A 15,997-nucleotide genomic window follows, 5' to 3' on the forward strand; every position below is an offset into this window, starting at 1 on the left:
TTAAAAAAGCTCCCATTTTTCTACCCATTTAATTACGCAGAAAATGGTGTAATGCCTTATCAGATTCCCCGGCCTAATTTGGTACTAATGGACAGCTCTAATCATATTCTTATAAAAAGAAAACAATAAGAAGGGGTGCAAAGTCAGTTGATAAAAGTCAAGGTTGGTTTACGGCCCATCGTAAGTAAAATAAATTTACCTACTGTTTTGAAAACAACCATACTTCCAGGTGACTCAATTGAAAGATTATTTATTGCAACCCAGGTAGGAGAGATCTTTTACATAGGAAACGGAGATATAAGGACTTTTTTGGATATTCGCCCGCGAATCCTGAAATTAGGTGCTTCTGGTGGCGGATATGATGAACGGGGATTGCTAGGGCTAGCGTTTCATCCCGATTTTTATTATAACGGTCTGTTTTATCTTCATTATTCAGCGGCTGGAACACAAGGACCAGGTGCTCTTCCTGAATCTTTTAAGCCTGATCCATGTGATCCCAAGACTTTAAACCTAAGGTGGATAAATAGAGAAACACAATATGATCATATTGATACAATTGAAGAATGGATTTTACAATCGAATGGTCAACCCCAAAAACGACGGACATTACTTAACTTAAGAAGACCATTTTCAAATCATAATGGGTTCAATAGTTTAAACTTTTCACCTGAAACAGGAAAACTTGTTTTAACAACCGGAGATGGTGGATCAGGCCATGATCCATTTAACTTAAGCCAGGACGATCTAGAAATCGCTGGTAAAATAATTGAAATTGATGTAGGTAAGAATATGTACGTCAATGATCCACCCATTGTCACACGCTTCAATGAACTTCCCACAACCATTCAGGAAGCGCTCATAGTAATGGCCAAAGGAGTTCGCAATATACCAGGCATTTCATTTCAAAGGTTTTATAATCAGTATATTAAATATGCGGGAAATGTCGGCCAGAATTTGGTCGAGTCGATTTTTTCATTCGTTCATTATAAACCAATTCCGGTTACTCAGCTTATTCAAACTTCTTTCATGAATTCTGAACCTGACAAAGAAGGAGTTATTAACTTTGGCTGGCGAGGTTGGGAAGGTGCTTTTCCTGCTTCGATTATAAAAGGCTGCACAGAAAATCAGAATTCGGATGAAAAAACAATTGCTTATTACAATGAAGCAGTATCACTTTCAGGGAGTCGTCTTCAGCCTTTAACTAGTTATTTTCATAAAGATAACAGACCCGATAAGTTTGGAGGAACTGCGCTTACAGGAGTGCAAGCCTATATGGGGAAAAGCATCCCTGGTTTAACAGGAAGCGTTGTGTTTACCGATCTTGCCCGGAAAGAATCTCAACCTCAGGTTAGAGGGGCTCTAGCTTATACCACCGTTAGACCAAATGGTGAACAAAATGATTTTAGTGTGATACAAACCGATTATGATTTTGGGTCTCAATCAGCTTATTATGTTAATTTGGGAACGAATCTGGACCAAAGCAGATTATATTTAGGGGTTTATGGCTCTATGAAAGTGACTGATTTCAACCAGGGTACTGTTTTTGAAATTGTTCCATGAATCGAAATTAAAACCAAGTGATGGAGAATCACTAAATTATAATCATTTTTAATCTTTTAAAAATGATTAAAGCAATTCCAACCCATAACCAGCTATAAATGAAAGCAAATAAAAAGCCAGTTATAAGAAATGAATTGGAAACAGAGACGGCTGGACCTAAAACCGGAAAGTGAAAAATAAACATTAGACTCATAATCCCTAACATTAAAAGAATTGCACCTGCAGCAATAATACTTAATCTCTTCCTAAAGAAGTAAAAAGATGCCCCTATGCCAAGTCCTAACAATCCTGTTGTAAAAGGAAAAACAATCAGTTCAGTTGGCTGTAGGATGAATAACAACATTATTGTCAGAAGGTAGGTCATCACACCATATGGAATGGAAAACATGGAACATAACAGAATAGGTGCAGTGGCTAGCGGACTTATAAAATATCCTATACCTGGTAAAAAGCCAGCAGCAGCTTGTAGAATAGCAGCAATGCAGGCAAAAATAGACCCTAAAATGAGCTTCATCGTTTTTTTATGTTTATTGAATATTATTTGAGCTAAACGAATCTCATCAGAAATAGGTTTAAAAAAATACACCTTTCCACCTCAATCCAAATGGTTTATACGTTACGATACATTATATTACCATTTATTAGGGGTGGAACAATTATTAATTATCTAAACATCAATTTCCTGTGTAATGAAAAATAGCTTAATAAAAAAAATCTCTCTAAAACATAATCGCCTATAAAAAAAACAAGGCCTTATTGGGCCCTGCCTCTTATTTGACTATTACTTCTCCAACCATTCCTTCCTGGAAGTGGTACCGGCATATCAGTTCATATGTACCGGGCTGTTTCGGTTGCACGGTAATGGTTTTTTCTTTACCTGGTTGGACCTCGGTGTCAATTCCGAGCTTTTCCACTGTGAAGGTGTGCTCTTTTGTGCCTTTGTTTTTCAATATCAACGTTGTGGCTGTTCCATTCGGAATAGTGATGACTTTCGGATTAAAGTTATCATCGTTCAACTCGACCTCAATCGATTTCACCGTATCCATAGGCTGATTTACAACACCGGATTCGGCATATACGTCGAGTGAGCCTAGAGTTGTCACAACTACAACCATTGCAAACATAACGACCAATCCTGTTACCCGCTTTTTCAAAGACATTCGCAATCCCTCCTTCCCTAACACTATTTTTTTCTAATCCATTAAATATTATTACTATTAATTTGGTTGCAAAGGAGCTGCTAGCTCAATAACAATCATTTATACAAGATATCATCTCTTAGTGTAGCAACTTTAGTTAAAGCTGTATCTATGTCAGCTTCATTCACTCCAAAGTGAGCTAGTGCATCGTTAAGATGTTTTACAATGGCATTGAAATGGTCTGGTTGCAGATTCAATCCTTGGTGAGCTTTTGCCATGGATTGTCCAGAATATTGTTTTGGACCACCTAATGCAAAACTAATGAACTTTGTTTGATGACGGCGTTGCTTTTCCATATCCGTGTTTTCAAAAAAATGATTAACTGTCTCATCCTTAAGAACCAATTCAGAGTAAAAATAGTCCACAACTTTTGCTATAGCTTCTTCTCCGCCGACTTTTTCATAAAGTGTTTGTTCCATATATACACTCCTAACTTGTAATTAATAGAAGTATTCTCTGTAGAAAATTTGTTTTTATTCCTTATCTTTCAATTTAATTCCCTTTGGCTGAGATCCACTTATCCCTCTTTATTTCCACTTGTTGCTACCAAGTTGCTGAAAATGCATAATTGATTTAGGGAATTCCATTTATTACATTCACTGTTCACACGTTTTTTTACATATTCAAATTGTAATGTGACAAAATTGTAATCTTACTTCCTGTTACATCTATGGTGGGATAAGGGATGAATTTTATAGTATGTAACATGAGGAGGAGATTTACGTTGAAAAAAGTATTACAAACTAAAAACCTATCTAAATCCTATGGAAAGGCACAGGTTTTAAAAAATATTGACCTTACCATTACTTCGGGTGAATTTACTGCTATTATGGGGCCATCCGGTTCAGGAAAAACCACACTGATGAATGTGCTATCGACAATTGATAAATTTTCTGGCGGGGAGGTCTGGCTTGAAGAACAGGCCCTGTTGGATTTAAACAAAAAAGCATTGCGTACATTTCGCCAAGAACGAATGGGGTTCATCTTTCAAGATTACAATTTGCTTGATACCTTAACGATTAAAGAGAATATTCTCCTGCCCCTTTCATTAAGAAAATTTTCTACGGATGAGATGGAAAGACGGCTGAGACCAGTCATTCAGGCATTGAATATTGAAGAAATCGAGGATAAATACCCTACAGAAGTTTCAGGCGGTCAGAAACAACGGGCCTCATCTGCGCGCGCCATTATTACAAACCCTGCGATTGTCTTTGCAGATGAACCTACAGGCGCTCTTGATTCGAGATCAGCAACACAATTATTGGAACAGTTATCGAGCTTAAATGAAACGTTTCAAACGATCTTATGATTACTCACGACTCCTATGCAGCAAGCTTCTGTAAACGAGTTATCTTCTTGCGTGATGGAGGAATCGTAAACGAGCTTTATAAAGGTGACCAAAGTCAAAGTGACTTCTTTGATCGAATCCTTCACATCCAGAGTGCCATGGGAGGGAATCAAAGGTGAACTTACTGAATATGACGTTCCGGAACGTTCAGCGCAATTTCCGTGTTTATACGATTTATCTGTTTGCCATGATTACAGGTGTGATGGTCCATTTCACCTTCTCATCATTGATGTATAACCAGGATATATTGGATGTACTTAATAATAAGGAGAGTTTTCAAACGGGGGTGTCGATTGCCTCAGTGGTCATCTTCCTCTTTATCATTTTCTTTATTCTTTATGCTAACTCTTTCTTTATGAAGCAAAGAAAAAGAAGGATACCCAAAAAAACTGTAGACATTAACTTTAAGATAAAAAAGTTACCAGATTGGCCAAAAAATAAGTATAAGAATGTAATAGATTGGATAAACTAATAAAAAAGGAGTGGGAGATTATGGAGACTAAAATTAAAGAAGGAACGAAAGAAATGTGGAGCGAAATTAATGCATGTATTACTAGGAAAATTAATGAAAAACATGATTTATCTTTTCAAAAGAAGAGCAATGATAATTATATGAATCTATATATTCAAACAGCCGTATTACACACCCTATTTGAACTATCAGATGAGTTCAGGAAAATTGAAAGAAAATATAACGGATTGTGATGCTTCCGGAAAGGTCATGCACCAAATTTAACTTAACGGTGGATTAGGATTAAACTCTTTAAGGGAGCTCTTTAATCTTAATCCACCTTTTCTTTCCAGCATTATTACTGTACCATTTGCTTCCCTTCCCTATAAATCCCTCTTTTTATCCCAAATAGAATCCATTAAGCCAAATAGAAACCCCACCCGTTGCTAATAGATCAGGTGGGGTTCTTTCATGTGTTTCATGTTTTAGTATACTATCTTGATTGACGGATTACCTTAATGATACGCTAGCTTTAATACTATTATTTGTTGTTTTATCAATCTAAAATCTTGTATATTTAAATGAGTATATTTTGTAACTTACTGATGTTAGCTAAAAACATTGAAAATAAATTTTTTTTGAAAGTGAGCTGAAAGCTGATGATGTGGTCACCACTATTCGAAAATGATGTACCTGCAGTTATTCTTCCTTAACGGCAGAAAAATTGCATCTCCGTTAAGGACTGGAAATGTTTAGTTAAAACGGAGGGTACAAAATGAAAAACACTATATTAGGTTCTTTATATTTATCACTCGCTGCTAGCATTTGGGGCGGGATGTATGTTGTGGTAAAAGTTGTGGTAGATGTTGTTCCGCCACTTGAATTAGTATTAATACGATATGTAATTGCGATTTTAGCATTGATGACAATTGGTTTTATAACAAAACAATCTTGGCGGATTGAAAAACGAGACTGGCTTTTGGTTTTCATTATAGGACTTGTTGGAAACACAATTTCCATCGTAACCCAGGAAGTCGGTACACTGCTATCCACTGCACAAATGGGAGCTATCATTACTTCCACAACACCTGCATTTATGGTGATATTTGCACGTATCGTTTTAAAAGAAAAGATCACTTTTAAAAAGTCAATTTCTGTAATTTTAGCGACGATCGGAGTCGGTATCATTGTCGGGAATGCCCATATCGGTTCATCTCACCAACTTGGGGGCCTATCACTGCTTATTGCTGCCTTAACTTGGGCACTTATGTCTGTTCTAATTAAACGTGTCCCTGGGCAATATTCACAAATTGTTATAACGACCTATGCAGTGCTTGTGGCAATTGTTTTTTTAACACCTGTTACGATCAGTCGATTGGATGAGCTTGATTTTCAAGCAATCATGCATCCATCCATATGGGGCGGCCTATTATACTTGGGCGTTATTTCCACAGCATGTGCCTTTTTACTTTGGAATCGCGGACTGCAAATGCTTACCGCTTCAAGTGGTGGATTGTTTTTCTTTTTACAGCCTATAGTCGGTACTTTTTTAGGTTGGTTAATTCTAGGGGAACAAATCGGCTTGTCTTTTTGGATCGGCACAATATTAATTTTTATCGGGGTATTATTAGTCATTCGGGAAGAATAACCCACATTAATAAGTTTATTAGAGTTATATATTAAAATGTACCCTATAGAGCGGTCTCTTTAAAAAAGGCTGTCTATAGGGTTCTTTTTTGGTTTTAAAATGGGGATTGCAGAAAAAGTTGTTTTTTATTTGTAATTTATCCTTATTAATACCCCTTTATGTTAATAATAAGGCGGAATCCAAGAACTCATCTCCACACCGTCCCAACGGTTTCTAGATTCTTAAGACAAAAAGATGTATTATTATATTTTTTCCAGCCGATTATATTGAAAAATCTCAAATATACAATCATTACGTAATAATAATTATTATTTTATGTACATTTCGAAAGAGTTTTTGTTATCATTAATTCATAATCTTTTGGAAATGAATGCTAAATTTTATAACAAAGGAGGAATCGTTCTTGAAAAAACCATATATGGAATTGACGATTGGGATGATGAGAACGGGGATATTAGGTTTCGGCGGCGGACCATCAGTCATCCCGCTCATCCGCCACGAAGCAGTTTCCCGTTATCACTGGCTCGAAGATGATGAATTCGGGGAAACTTTGGCGATTGCCAATACACTCCCAGGACCGATTGCCACGAAGATGGCAGCATACCTTGGTTACAAATTAAAAGGCTGGCCGGGAGCCATCGTAAGTGTGGCCGCTCACGTTTTACCTTCATGCATTGCGATGGTTTTCTTGATTGCGTTCATTAATGTTCTAAGTAATTCCGCAATGATCAGTAATATGATCGCTGCTGTAATGCCGGTGGTTGCTGTCATGCTTGGTCAAATGGCTTATGAGTTTGGCGAAAAGGCGGTAAAAGGGTTAGGAAAGGTGCTCGGAATCACCTTTTTTGCGATTTCCTTTTTGCTTCTGCAGGTCATTTCCCTGCATCCGGGTATCGTCATCATGATTTTTCTTATATATGGAGCGTTTCATTTTAAATTAAAGGATAGATTGAAAAACAAAAAGACGGATAGGAAGGAGGAATCCGCTTAATGGGTCTTATTATCCCAATAGGAGTTGCTGTTTTTCTGGCGTTTTTCATAGCCAATATGCTTGGTTACGGCGGAGGTCCAGCCTCGATTCCGCTAATGTATGATCAAATCGTTACCCGTTATGGCTGGCTTGATAATACCGAGTTCTCACAAATGCTGGCGTTAGGAAATTCACTCCCAGGACCGATCGCCACGAAAATAGCCGCATATGTCGGATATGATGTATATGGCTGGCCAGGATTTCTAGCTGCCTTGGCAGGCACGATCATCCCTTCAGCCGTGGCTTTAATATATTTATTAAAAATCCTGCGAAAATACAAGCAATCGCCTATCGTAAAAGGCATGTCACTGCTTGTACAGCCCGTGATTGCGATCATGATGTTATTGCTCACCTGGAATATGGCAGAGGATGCGGTCGGATCCATCGGCTACATCCATTCAATCGTCATCGCTGGATTGGCATTATTGGCTTTAGGTAAATTCAAGATTCACCCCGCATTCGTAATCATTCTTGCCTTTGCGTATGGCGGCTTTATCATCCCGCTCACATAATAAAAAAATCCACCTATATAGGGGGATTTTTTTATTTAAAGCTTCATGCCCATCCTGCTTTTATAGCGTTTAATGAGAATTTGGCAATCAACGCTGACAACACCGACGACCGCATACAGCTTCTCATTGAGAAACCGTTCCATCTCTTGATTATCAGTAAAGATTCCGTGCATATGGAGTTTACTCGGACCGGTCATATGATATAAACTCGTTACAGCCGGTTCACTTTCTAATTGCTGTGCGACCGATTCCAGATATTTTGGCTCAACCTCAACGTTAAAGAATGCCGAGACATGGATGCCGACCTTAGCTGGATTTATGACAGCAGTAAACCTCTCGATCACCCCGTTTTCAACAAGATGATTAATTCTCATCTGTACCGCAACTCTGGAAAGCTCCACTTTCTTTGCTAAGTCGGTATACGAAATTCGTGCATCTTCATGTAAAACCGATATGATTTTCTTATCGATCTCATCAACTTTCAAGCTGGGAATCTTATAGTCCTCTGCCATCCTACGTAACTCCTTTTCGATTTCTTTATTCCATTATCGCAGAGAACACCAACGGATCACAACAATCTTCCTTTCACTTCTAATAATGGCAGAAATTTTTGGGCAGCCCTAATGTTCCCCCTCCTACTTCCATTTGAATGCCCATCATATATGTAGTTTTTCAAACTTAAGATGCAGTATTTCATCCAGCTGAGTGCAGCCGCCAAAAAGATGGAATTTGATAGACTCAGGGCCGGACAAATGACGGCACCTCCTTGAGTTCCAGACTGAAGTCCCCCTCCTACTTCGAAAATTGGAAGGCGGGGGTTTTACAGCCCGTTTAATGCAGGATAATAGTTTATGAATTTCCAATGGGCACTTCCTCAATCCTTTGTTTGTAAGGTTTTTGCGATATTTTTGTATTCCTCATCATTGAGAATGCCCATTTTTTTGAATAATGCGGAATAAGCCATTATTTTTTTCTGCGTACGGTTTGTACAATTCATATGGATCAGCTCCTTTTTTATATAGTATTCATTTACGACAAAATGTTTCCTTAATACAAAACATTTTGAATTGGCTAAATAAAAAAACTGCCCATTTTTTCGGCAGTTTCAATTTATTATAGGTTTAAATAAAATAAAAGCAGTCTACATAAATTCAAGAATCATCATCTATTTTTTAAATAACAACTTCCAATAGAATTAAAAAAACTGATTCCCGCATTACCATATACAAGACTGAAAAAATGCAGTTTGGGTCCATTAAAGTTATTGTCCTTCTTGCAACAAGTCTTCATTCGGATTATCGTTGTTTAAGAGATGCGAAGAAATTGAAAATACTGCATACTTTCTTCATACTTTTTCGCTAAACTGACTTTATTCCATAAGAAGGTGAATGCTCATGAAAATCTCCTTTAAGCTCGGACTATCTATATTTGTTTGCATTTTTTTGATGGAAACCGTTTCGATGATTTACTTGCATAATAAAGTGATCCATTCCCGTATCAATCAAGAATTGGAATCACTGAAGGCCCGTGGCAATAGTCATCGTGATGTGTTGGAAATCACGTATTCCGACTCTACCCTTAAGCATATCGGCCTGATGGAGTACCATACCGATACAGATGTCGTGATTACGAACACAAGGGGCGATATTCTGATATCTTCCGAAAAGGTAAATGGGGGAATGAAAAAAATCTTGGCAAAAAACATCCCGCAAGTTCCCCGAAAAGGTATGGTCATCCAATCAAGTTGGAAGGATGAAAGATATATAGCGACCATTACGCCATTTATCAGTGATAAAGAAAAAAAAGGCTATGTTTATATGTTCAAAGATACTAGGGAAGTTGAGGATTTAATTGCACAATTGAATAAGCATTTCCTTTTTGCGACTGCATTGCTCCTTTTCTTCATGCTTATCACCATTTATTTTCTATCAAAAGCTTTGACTAGACCGCTTATTTCAATGAAGGAAGCGACAACCAAACTCAGCAAAGGGAATTTTTCAGTGGCAGTGCCAGTACGATCTCATGATGAACTCGGGGAGCTTGCCCAATCCATTCAAAGCTTGGCTAATGAATTGAACTATTTAAAGAAGGAACGCAATGAATTTTTGGCAAGTATCTCTCATGAACTGCGCACGCCGCTAACTTATATCAAGGGATACGCTGATATTGCCCGCCGGAAAGACTTGAATGCTGCCGAACGAACACGATACTTAGAGATCATCCATGATGAATCCGAACGATTAAACAGATTATTGGACGAACTATTCAATATGGCTAGAATGGATGTGAATACATTCACCATATCAAAAGAAACCGTCCAGCTCTCTTCATTCCTGCAAATCATTCATGAAAAAGTGCTGCCGGCTTTTGCAAATGAAAGAATTCAATTGAATCTGGAATGTAAGGATGATTTATTTATAGATATAGATCCCTCACGGTTTGAGCAAGTCATTCTTAACCTGCTTGATAATGCGCTGAAGTACTCGAACGAATATACAGTCACCACCATCAAAGCCACTGAATGCCTTGGCAGGATTTCCATTTCCATAATCGATCAAGGGGTTGGCATTCCCCCTGAAGATATCCCCCATATCTTTGACCGTTTATATCGTGTCGAGAAATCACGCGCCAGAGATACCGGTGGATTCGGATTGGGGCTTTCCATCGTCAAGCAATTAGTGGAGATACAGGGAGGGATCATTTCGGTTAAAAGCAACTTGGAGCAAGGAACGTGCTTCACTATCACATTTAAGGAGATTACAAATGAAGACAATAGTTCTGGTTGATGATGAACAGAGAATGCTTGATCTATTAGAGCTATACATTAAACCTCACGGATATACATGCATGAAGATGAAATCTGGACATGAAGCCTTACAGTTCTTATCGCATAAACATGCGGATATAGTACTTCTTGATGTAATGATGCCTAATTTGGATGGGTGGGAAACATGTGAAAGGATTCGTGCGTTTACCAACATTCCCATAATCATGCTCACCGCCCGGGATGCTGCACAAGAAATGGTGAAAGGGTTGAAAAAGGGCGCAGACGATTATATTACGAAACCGTTTAATGAAGAAGTTTTACTTGCCAGAATCGAAGCAGTGACGCGGCGAGTGCATAATCAGGATGATACTGTGATATTTAGAGGGCTAAAATTAAATGAATCCGCTTATGAAGCACATTATGATACCAAAACAATCCCATTGACACCAAAAGAGTTCTCACTGTTGTGCTTGTTTTTAAAATCAACAGATCAAGTGTATTCCAGAGACCACCTGCTTTCGACCATTTGGGGATTTAAAACGGATACGGAAGATCGGACAATCGATTCCCATATTCGAAATATTAGAGAGAAATTGCGTCATGTCGGTTTTCCTGTAGATCAACACTTGAAAACGGTCTGGGGCATCGGGTATAAATGGAGTTCTGTGGATTGATATGAATTTCATTTCTGAGGCATTACTATCCAGCGGCCCTTTTTCCATTGCTGTAAGTTTAGTATTCAATATATTGATTAGCGTGCTTGGTTTTGTTCCAAGCGTATTTATCACGGCCGCCAATATCACCGTATTTGGATTTGAAAAGGGATTGATCCTTTCTTACATGGGGGAAATTGCCGGTGCAGTGGTCAGCTTTTGGTTATATCGAAAGGGCATTCAAACATTCCAACCCAAGTTCATGAAGAACCTGTGGGTCATGAAGCTGCAAAAGTCACAAGGGTTTCATGCATTTTGGATGATCCTGATGCTTAGGCTCCTTCCTTTTATACCATCCGGCGTGATTAACCTTACAGCAGCATTAAGCAAGACGCGAATGATGATTTTCTTCCTCGCCACATCCATCGGAAAACTGCCTGCCCTCCTTGTCGAGGCGTATTCGGTGACACAAGTATTGAAGGCATCGGACGATATAAGGATTGTTTTGGTACTGTCGATTCTGGTAATCGCAGTCGTTTATTACTTTAATAGAAATAAGTTATAATCCGAAACTAACAAGTTGTTCTTAGGCATATTATTGGTATATAAAACTGAAGCGAAAACAAGGCTGCACCAGATTTTCCGTTTCTGGCAACCTTGTTTTCTTATTGGAAGATGGTAGTCTTCAAAAGTCTCTGTTTGCAATAGTATCTTAACACTACAATATGTGTTATCCGGTATGTGTGAGTAGGTGATATTAGCACGCAAACATCCTATCATGTTTGCTTCTTAAATTATAGAAGATAAAATGTATTTCCTTCAGGACCGAGCGGCAGATGTCCATCTTCAAGCAATTCTACAATAAAGGAAAATGGGTTTTCTTCACCAGCAAGTTCAGCTGTACAAGCAAGAACACTTATATACATGGCATGTCCAACGAGGAACTTTATTGCTTTTTCATCCCTAAATGCGTTGAATGCATGTTTATATGCTCCATGAAAAACGGCCTCCGGCACTTTGTCCACGATATCTGCAAGCAGTTTTTCATTTCCAGCGGCATCGATCTTTTCCTTAAGTTGATCTGGTAATTCCTTTAGAACTTCCCAAAGTGTACTTCTTTCAAACGAAAGACAGCTGATTGCCTCTGAAACCTGAGTTGCCGAAAGCCACTTTATTTTATATTCACTGACGCCAATTGCGTTCATAAACTGATCTACTTTTTTCTCTGCTTCATTACACTTCACCCCGACTTGTGAATACCAGTCTATGGAAGTAAGTCGCACAATCATTTCATTGGCAGGCCGTGCGTCCGTACCGTACTTTTCTTCATTGATTATTCCGGCTAAAGCCATATTAGTCCGCTCCTTTCATACCTTCCGTTTTATCAGGCTGACTGGGATTCCCCTGCCGACCAATGTCTGTTAATATTTTGTTGTCAGTTCTGGAGGACCAAATTTCGGTCCATATGGGCCTTCATCGAGCCAGCGTCCCAGTCTTGGAACTATGGATACGAGGGATGCTGCAAGTTCACGCTTTAGATTCATTTCAGGGGCATCCCCTTGAAGGTGATGTAATGCAGTGGTTGATCCATCACGGTTCCACTTTGCGGCAATACGTCTTTCGGTGGCAGCTGCATCAATTGCTTCTTTTCGCTCCGTTTCAGAGTTAGATTGAAGCGCTTTCTTAATCCCCCGTACAGAAATAATTGCATCCGGAACTCCGGAGTTCAATCCACGGGCACCAAAAGGTGCAAATAAATGGGCTGCTTCACCGGCGAGAAGAACTCGTCTTTTTTCATCTGTAAAGGAATTGGCAACGACCTGATGGAAACGGTATGTTGATACCCATGTAATACGCTCAGCATATTTAGCATCCATCACTTTTGGAAGCCACTTTTTGACACCCTCGATATTTGTATAGTCATCCGGATTGTCCCCTTCTAAAAGCTGAAGGTCCACCCGCCAGCCACCTTTAAACGGAACAAACATCACATTCCTTCCTCCCATTGCTGGATGTTGATAATGAAATGTACGCTCAAGCGGCAGGGGATTTTCCTCATCCTCTTTTACATCAACTACAAGGAATGTATCTGCCGTTCGCGGTCCTTCAAATTTTAAACCAGCCTGTTCTCTAACAACTGAATGTGATCCGTCACTGCCAATAATGTATTGTGCTTCCCACACTTCACCGGATTTTGTAGTCAATCTCACCCCAGCACCGGTAATATCCAATTTTTTCACTGGTGAATCCCAAACGAACTCAACACCAGCGTCAAGACAGGCATCATAAATGTGGTTTTCGATATCATCTTGGTGCAATGCCGTGAAATGGGGTAATTTATTTTGATCGGTATTATCCGTAAATCCATAATTACGGACATATACTTCTTTTCCTTTATAAAGTGTTCGCTTAACAGGCCAAATGATCCCGTTGCGCCCCAGTGTGAACCCCAGTCCTTTCGAAATTTCTTCCAAAAGTTTTAGAGTTGCACTGTGCATATAGATCGCCCGGCTACCCGGACGAGGACGTCCGTGCGGATCCGCTTCTATAACTACAGAAGAAATTCCTTTTTGCTTCAATGCAAGACCTGCAACTAAACCAACCGGGCCAGCGCCAACAACTATTACATCGCATTTATTTATTTTTTCCATAGATGAGATTCTCCTTATTTAATATTTTATGATTATTTGTGGTTAGAATTATAAGGCAAAATAGACATTTTCAGTTTTACAATTCCTTAAACTTCACCGGCCAGTTTAACATCTACGGTGAATTCACCAATTTTGTCAATTTTAATGCGGACACAATCCCCCTCTTCAATCGGACCCACTCCTTCAGGGGTACCCGTTGCCACAATATCTCCAGGAAGGAGCGTCATATTATTGCATGCCACTTCAAAACATTTGTAACTATCGTAAATGAGATGTTTTGTACTTCCATCCTGACGCACTTCATCGTTCACCCATAATGTCATGGCCAAGTCATTTGGATCTTCAATCTCATCGGAAGTCACAATCCATGGTCCGATCGGAGTAAATGAATCAAACGACTTTCGCCAGGTCCGCTCTTCATTGCCCCGAATGGAAATATCCAATAAGGCAAAGTAACCAAAGATATAATCTTTTGCCTCTTCCTCCTTTATATTTTTCGCCTTTTTACCGACCACATATCCAAGCTCAGCCTCATGGTCCGTACGACGATCCTTATAAGGAAGTAAAATGGGATCGGAGGGGCCAGATAAGGACTCAGGTGATTTCAGAAACAAGGCAATTTCTTCGATTGTCCTAGGTGCGTTGTTGAATATTTCATTCATTTCTTCTTGATGTTTTCGATAGTTCACAGGTGCAGCCCAAATTTTCCTTGTACTTGGTACGGGGGACTTCAATGTCACCTCATTCAATGAATAAGAAGTTCCTGTTTCCGCTTCCCGATTCATTTCCTCTTTTAGTTCATTAAAATTTTCAACGAGCTTGAGGAAAGAAGAATTCGGGTCAGCTTTATCCCATCCTGCTACTTTTGATACATCTGTTACACGGTCTCCCATTACCACTCCAAGTAAATCGTCATTAAAAATAGCAATCTTCACAATGCCTCCCCCTTCTCTTCTCAAACGGTTCCGTCAGGTATAAAGACTTTTTCCACTACCTGGTGTCCATCATTTTCTTGGTACCCCTCGCTGAATTCAAGCTCTAATTTTTCCATGACGGGTTTGTCATTGAAGGAGAATAGGAACACATCATCTGATCCCGTGTTCACATGCTCATGATTGCTCCATGGTGGTAGAATAAAGAAATCCCCTTTTTCCCATTCAAACTTCTGACCATCAATGACCGTATAGCCTGTACCTTCAAGAACATGAAAAATTGCGCTGTGAACATGTCGGTGCGCTTTCGTTTGCTGACCTGGTTTCAGCTTTTGCATCATTGTGCCAATGCGGGAATCAGCCGAACCACCTGTGGTTGGATTAATATATTCAATCGCGTATCCGTCAAACGGGTCAAAATCTGCTTCTGTCATCTGATTAAGCAAATATTTAACACGATCGAATTTGTAACCGAAAATTGGTGATGGATATTCAGGATTTGATTTTTCATTTAGCTTTTTAAACGCTCCCATTGAAAATTGCTGATTAGCATAGTTTTCTGGTGCTTCCATCGGGTAAGACTCTTCCTCATACGGCTCAAAAAACGATGCAGCCATCGTGCGGACGAGACCTACATCTAGCCCATCCATCCAAAACATCGGCTCTGTTCCTTCGTGCTTGTGCTCATGCCAAGTCCAAGCCGGCGTCAAAATCATGTCTCCTCGTTCCATATACGTTTTCTCTCCATTAACCGCCGTGTATGCCCCGTCCCCTTCAATAACAAAACGGATCGCAGATTGTGAGTGATGATGGGAGGGGGCGCTCTCACCAGGTAACAGTAGCTGAATGCCAGCATATAAAGTATGTGTCCCATAGCCAACAAGACCTCGCTTCAGCAGACTCGGATTTTGAAGATACACTACACGGCGTTCTGCGTCTTTCCCCGGCTCCAGCAATTCCCCTGCAGTCAGCACATATTCACGAATGGATTTCCACTTCCATAAATACGGCTCTACATCATGTACCGGCTCTTTGGTTACCATATGACCAAGGTCGTACCATAGAGGGCCAAGATTTCTTTTCTTCATTCCTTCATAATACTGATCTAGCTTTTCCTGTGTATAAACTTCACTTTTAGCCACTCAATTCACTCCTTTTAAAATAAATTCATGATTTGAAAGCGATTCCATAATTAAATCTAATAATTGAACTTTATTTACCACTCCCAATTATCTCGGTAGCTGAT

General features: G+C 39.4%; 17 protein-coding genes and 1 pseudogene. 10 read left to right on the top strand and 8 right to left on the bottom strand.

The window, feature by feature from the left end:
- The first annotated feature begins 147 nt into the window (after positions 1–147).
- Positions 148–1,560, top strand: coding sequence for a PQQ-dependent sugar dehydrogenase (locus tag ACYP5M_RS19880; RefSeq protein WP_459735432.1), 1,413 nt, complete (start codon positions 148–150; stop codon positions 1,558–1,560).
- 31 nt (positions 1,561–1,591) lie between these two features.
- Here the strand turns inward: ACYP5M_RS19880 and ACYP5M_RS19885 are convergent, their stop codons facing one another.
- From ACYP5M_RS19885 to ACYP5M_RS19895, 3 genes are all read right to left on the bottom strand, one after another.
- Positions 1,592–2,146: a hypothetical protein gene (locus ACYP5M_RS19885; protein WP_459735433.1), complete on the bottom strand. Its 555-nt coding sequence runs from the start codon at positions 2,144–2,146 to the stop codon at positions 1,592–1,594.
- 184 nt (positions 2,147–2,330) lie between these two features.
- On the bottom strand, positions 2,331–2,720 hold the full coding sequence (locus ACYP5M_RS19890; protein ID WP_459735434.1) for a cupredoxin domain-containing protein: 390 nt from the start codon (positions 2,718–2,720) through the stop codon (positions 2,331–2,333).
- A 95-nt stretch (positions 2,721–2,815) separates the two neighbouring features.
- Positions 2,816–3,178, bottom strand: coding sequence for a group I truncated hemoglobin (locus ACYP5M_RS19895; RefSeq protein ID WP_459735435.1), 363 nt, complete (start codon positions 3,176–3,178; stop codon positions 2,816–2,818).
- 305 nt (positions 3,179–3,483) lie between these two features.
- Here ACYP5M_RS19895 and ACYP5M_RS19900 point away from each other — a divergent pair.
- The 6 genes and pseudogenes from ACYP5M_RS19900 to ACYP5M_RS19925 all read left to right on the top strand — a co-directional run bounded on the left by ACYP5M_RS19900 (position 3,484) and on the right by ACYP5M_RS19925 (position 7,748).
- Positions 3,484–4,226 (top strand): annotated as a pseudogene (locus tag ACYP5M_RS19900) (ABC transporter ATP-binding protein).
- Positions 4,223–4,579 (top strand): hypothetical protein, encoded by a 357-nt coding sequence (locus tag ACYP5M_RS19905; RefSeq protein ID WP_459735436.1) that lies wholly within the window; start codon positions 4,223–4,225, stop codon positions 4,577–4,579. Before ACYP5M_RS19900 ends, ACYP5M_RS19905 begins: the two are co-directional and overlap by 4 nt.
- A gap of 20 nt (positions 4,580–4,599) precedes the next feature.
- On the top strand, positions 4,600–4,812 hold the full coding sequence (locus tag ACYP5M_RS19910) for a hypothetical protein (protein WP_101224302.1): 213 nt from the start codon (positions 4,600–4,602) through the stop codon (positions 4,810–4,812).
- Positions 4,813–5,333: 521 nt separating this feature from the next.
- Positions 5,334–6,206: a DMT family transporter gene (locus ACYP5M_RS19915; RefSeq protein WP_434168747.1), complete on the top strand. Its 873-nt coding sequence runs from the start codon at positions 5,334–5,336 to the stop codon at positions 6,204–6,206.
- Between the two features lie 370 nt (positions 6,207–6,576).
- Positions 6,577–7,197 carry a chromate transporter gene (locus tag ACYP5M_RS19920; protein WP_434168746.1) on the top strand — a complete coding sequence of 207 codons (621 nt, stop codon included), beginning with the start codon at positions 6,577–6,579 and terminating at the stop codon, positions 7,195–7,197.
- The gene (locus tag ACYP5M_RS19925) at positions 7,197–7,748 is read left to right on the top strand and encodes a chromate transporter (protein ID WP_434168745.1); all 552 of its coding nucleotides are present in this window, start codon (positions 7,197–7,199) and stop codon (positions 7,746–7,748) included. Before ACYP5M_RS19920 ends, ACYP5M_RS19925 begins: the two co-directional genes overlap by 1 nt.
- 35 nt (positions 7,749–7,783) lie before the next feature.
- Here ACYP5M_RS19925 and ACYP5M_RS19930 read toward each other — a convergent pair whose 3' ends face one another.
- Complete coding sequence (locus ACYP5M_RS19930; protein WP_459735437.1) at positions 7,784–8,260, bottom strand: Lrp/AsnC family transcriptional regulator; 477 nt, start codon at positions 8,258–8,260, stop codon at positions 7,784–7,786.
- A gap of 882 nt (positions 8,261–9,142) precedes the next feature.
- Here ACYP5M_RS19930 and ACYP5M_RS19935 point away from each other — a divergent pair.
- Genes ACYP5M_RS19935 through ACYP5M_RS19945 form a run of 3 tightly spaced genes read left to right on the top strand, consistent with a single transcriptional unit; the run spans position 9,143 to position 11,733 of the window.
- Complete coding sequence (locus ACYP5M_RS19935) at positions 9,143–10,534, top strand: HAMP domain-containing sensor histidine kinase (RefSeq protein WP_434168744.1); 1,392 nt, start codon at positions 9,143–9,145, stop codon at positions 10,532–10,534.
- Positions 10,512–11,189, top strand: a complete 678-nt coding sequence (locus ACYP5M_RS19940; protein ID WP_101224307.1) for a response regulator transcription factor — start codon at positions 10,512–10,514, stop codon at positions 11,187–11,189. The genes ACYP5M_RS19935 and ACYP5M_RS19940 overlap by 23 nt, the downstream gene beginning before the upstream one ends.
- A gap of 1 nt (position 11,190) precedes the next feature.
- The gene (locus ACYP5M_RS19945) at positions 11,191–11,733 is read left to right on the top strand and encodes a TVP38/TMEM64 family protein (RefSeq protein ID WP_434168743.1); all 543 of its coding nucleotides are present in this window, start codon (positions 11,191–11,193) and stop codon (positions 11,731–11,733) included.
- A gap of 229 nt (positions 11,734–11,962) precedes the next feature.
- Here the strand turns inward: ACYP5M_RS19945 and ACYP5M_RS19950 are convergent, their stop codons facing one another.
- The 4 genes from ACYP5M_RS19950 to ACYP5M_RS19965 all read right to left on the bottom strand — a co-directional run bounded on the left by ACYP5M_RS19950 (position 11,963) and on the right by ACYP5M_RS19965 (position 15,839).
- Positions 11,963–12,520 (bottom strand): hypothetical protein, encoded by a 558-nt coding sequence (locus tag ACYP5M_RS19950; protein ID WP_434168742.1) that lies wholly within the window; start codon positions 12,518–12,520, stop codon positions 11,963–11,965.
- A 69-nt stretch (positions 12,521–12,589) separates the two neighbouring features.
- Positions 12,590–13,819 (bottom strand): FAD-dependent oxidoreductase, encoded by a 1,230-nt coding sequence (locus tag ACYP5M_RS19955; protein WP_434168741.1) that lies wholly within the window; start codon positions 13,817–13,819, stop codon positions 12,590–12,592.
- Between the two features lie 86 nt (positions 13,820–13,905).
- A complete protein-coding gene (locus tag ACYP5M_RS19960; protein WP_434168740.1) occupies positions 13,906–14,754 on the bottom strand; it encodes a fumarylacetoacetate hydrolase family protein in 849 nt (282 codons plus the stop codon).
- A 20-nt stretch (positions 14,755–14,774) separates the two neighbouring features.
- Positions 14,775–15,839, bottom strand: a complete 1,065-nt coding sequence (locus tag ACYP5M_RS19965) for a cupin domain-containing protein (protein WP_434169616.1) — start codon at positions 15,837–15,839, stop codon at positions 14,775–14,777.
- Positions 15,840–15,997 lie beyond the last annotated feature (158 nt).

The sequence above is a fragment of the Peribacillus sp. N1 genome (genome assembly GCF_054600815.1).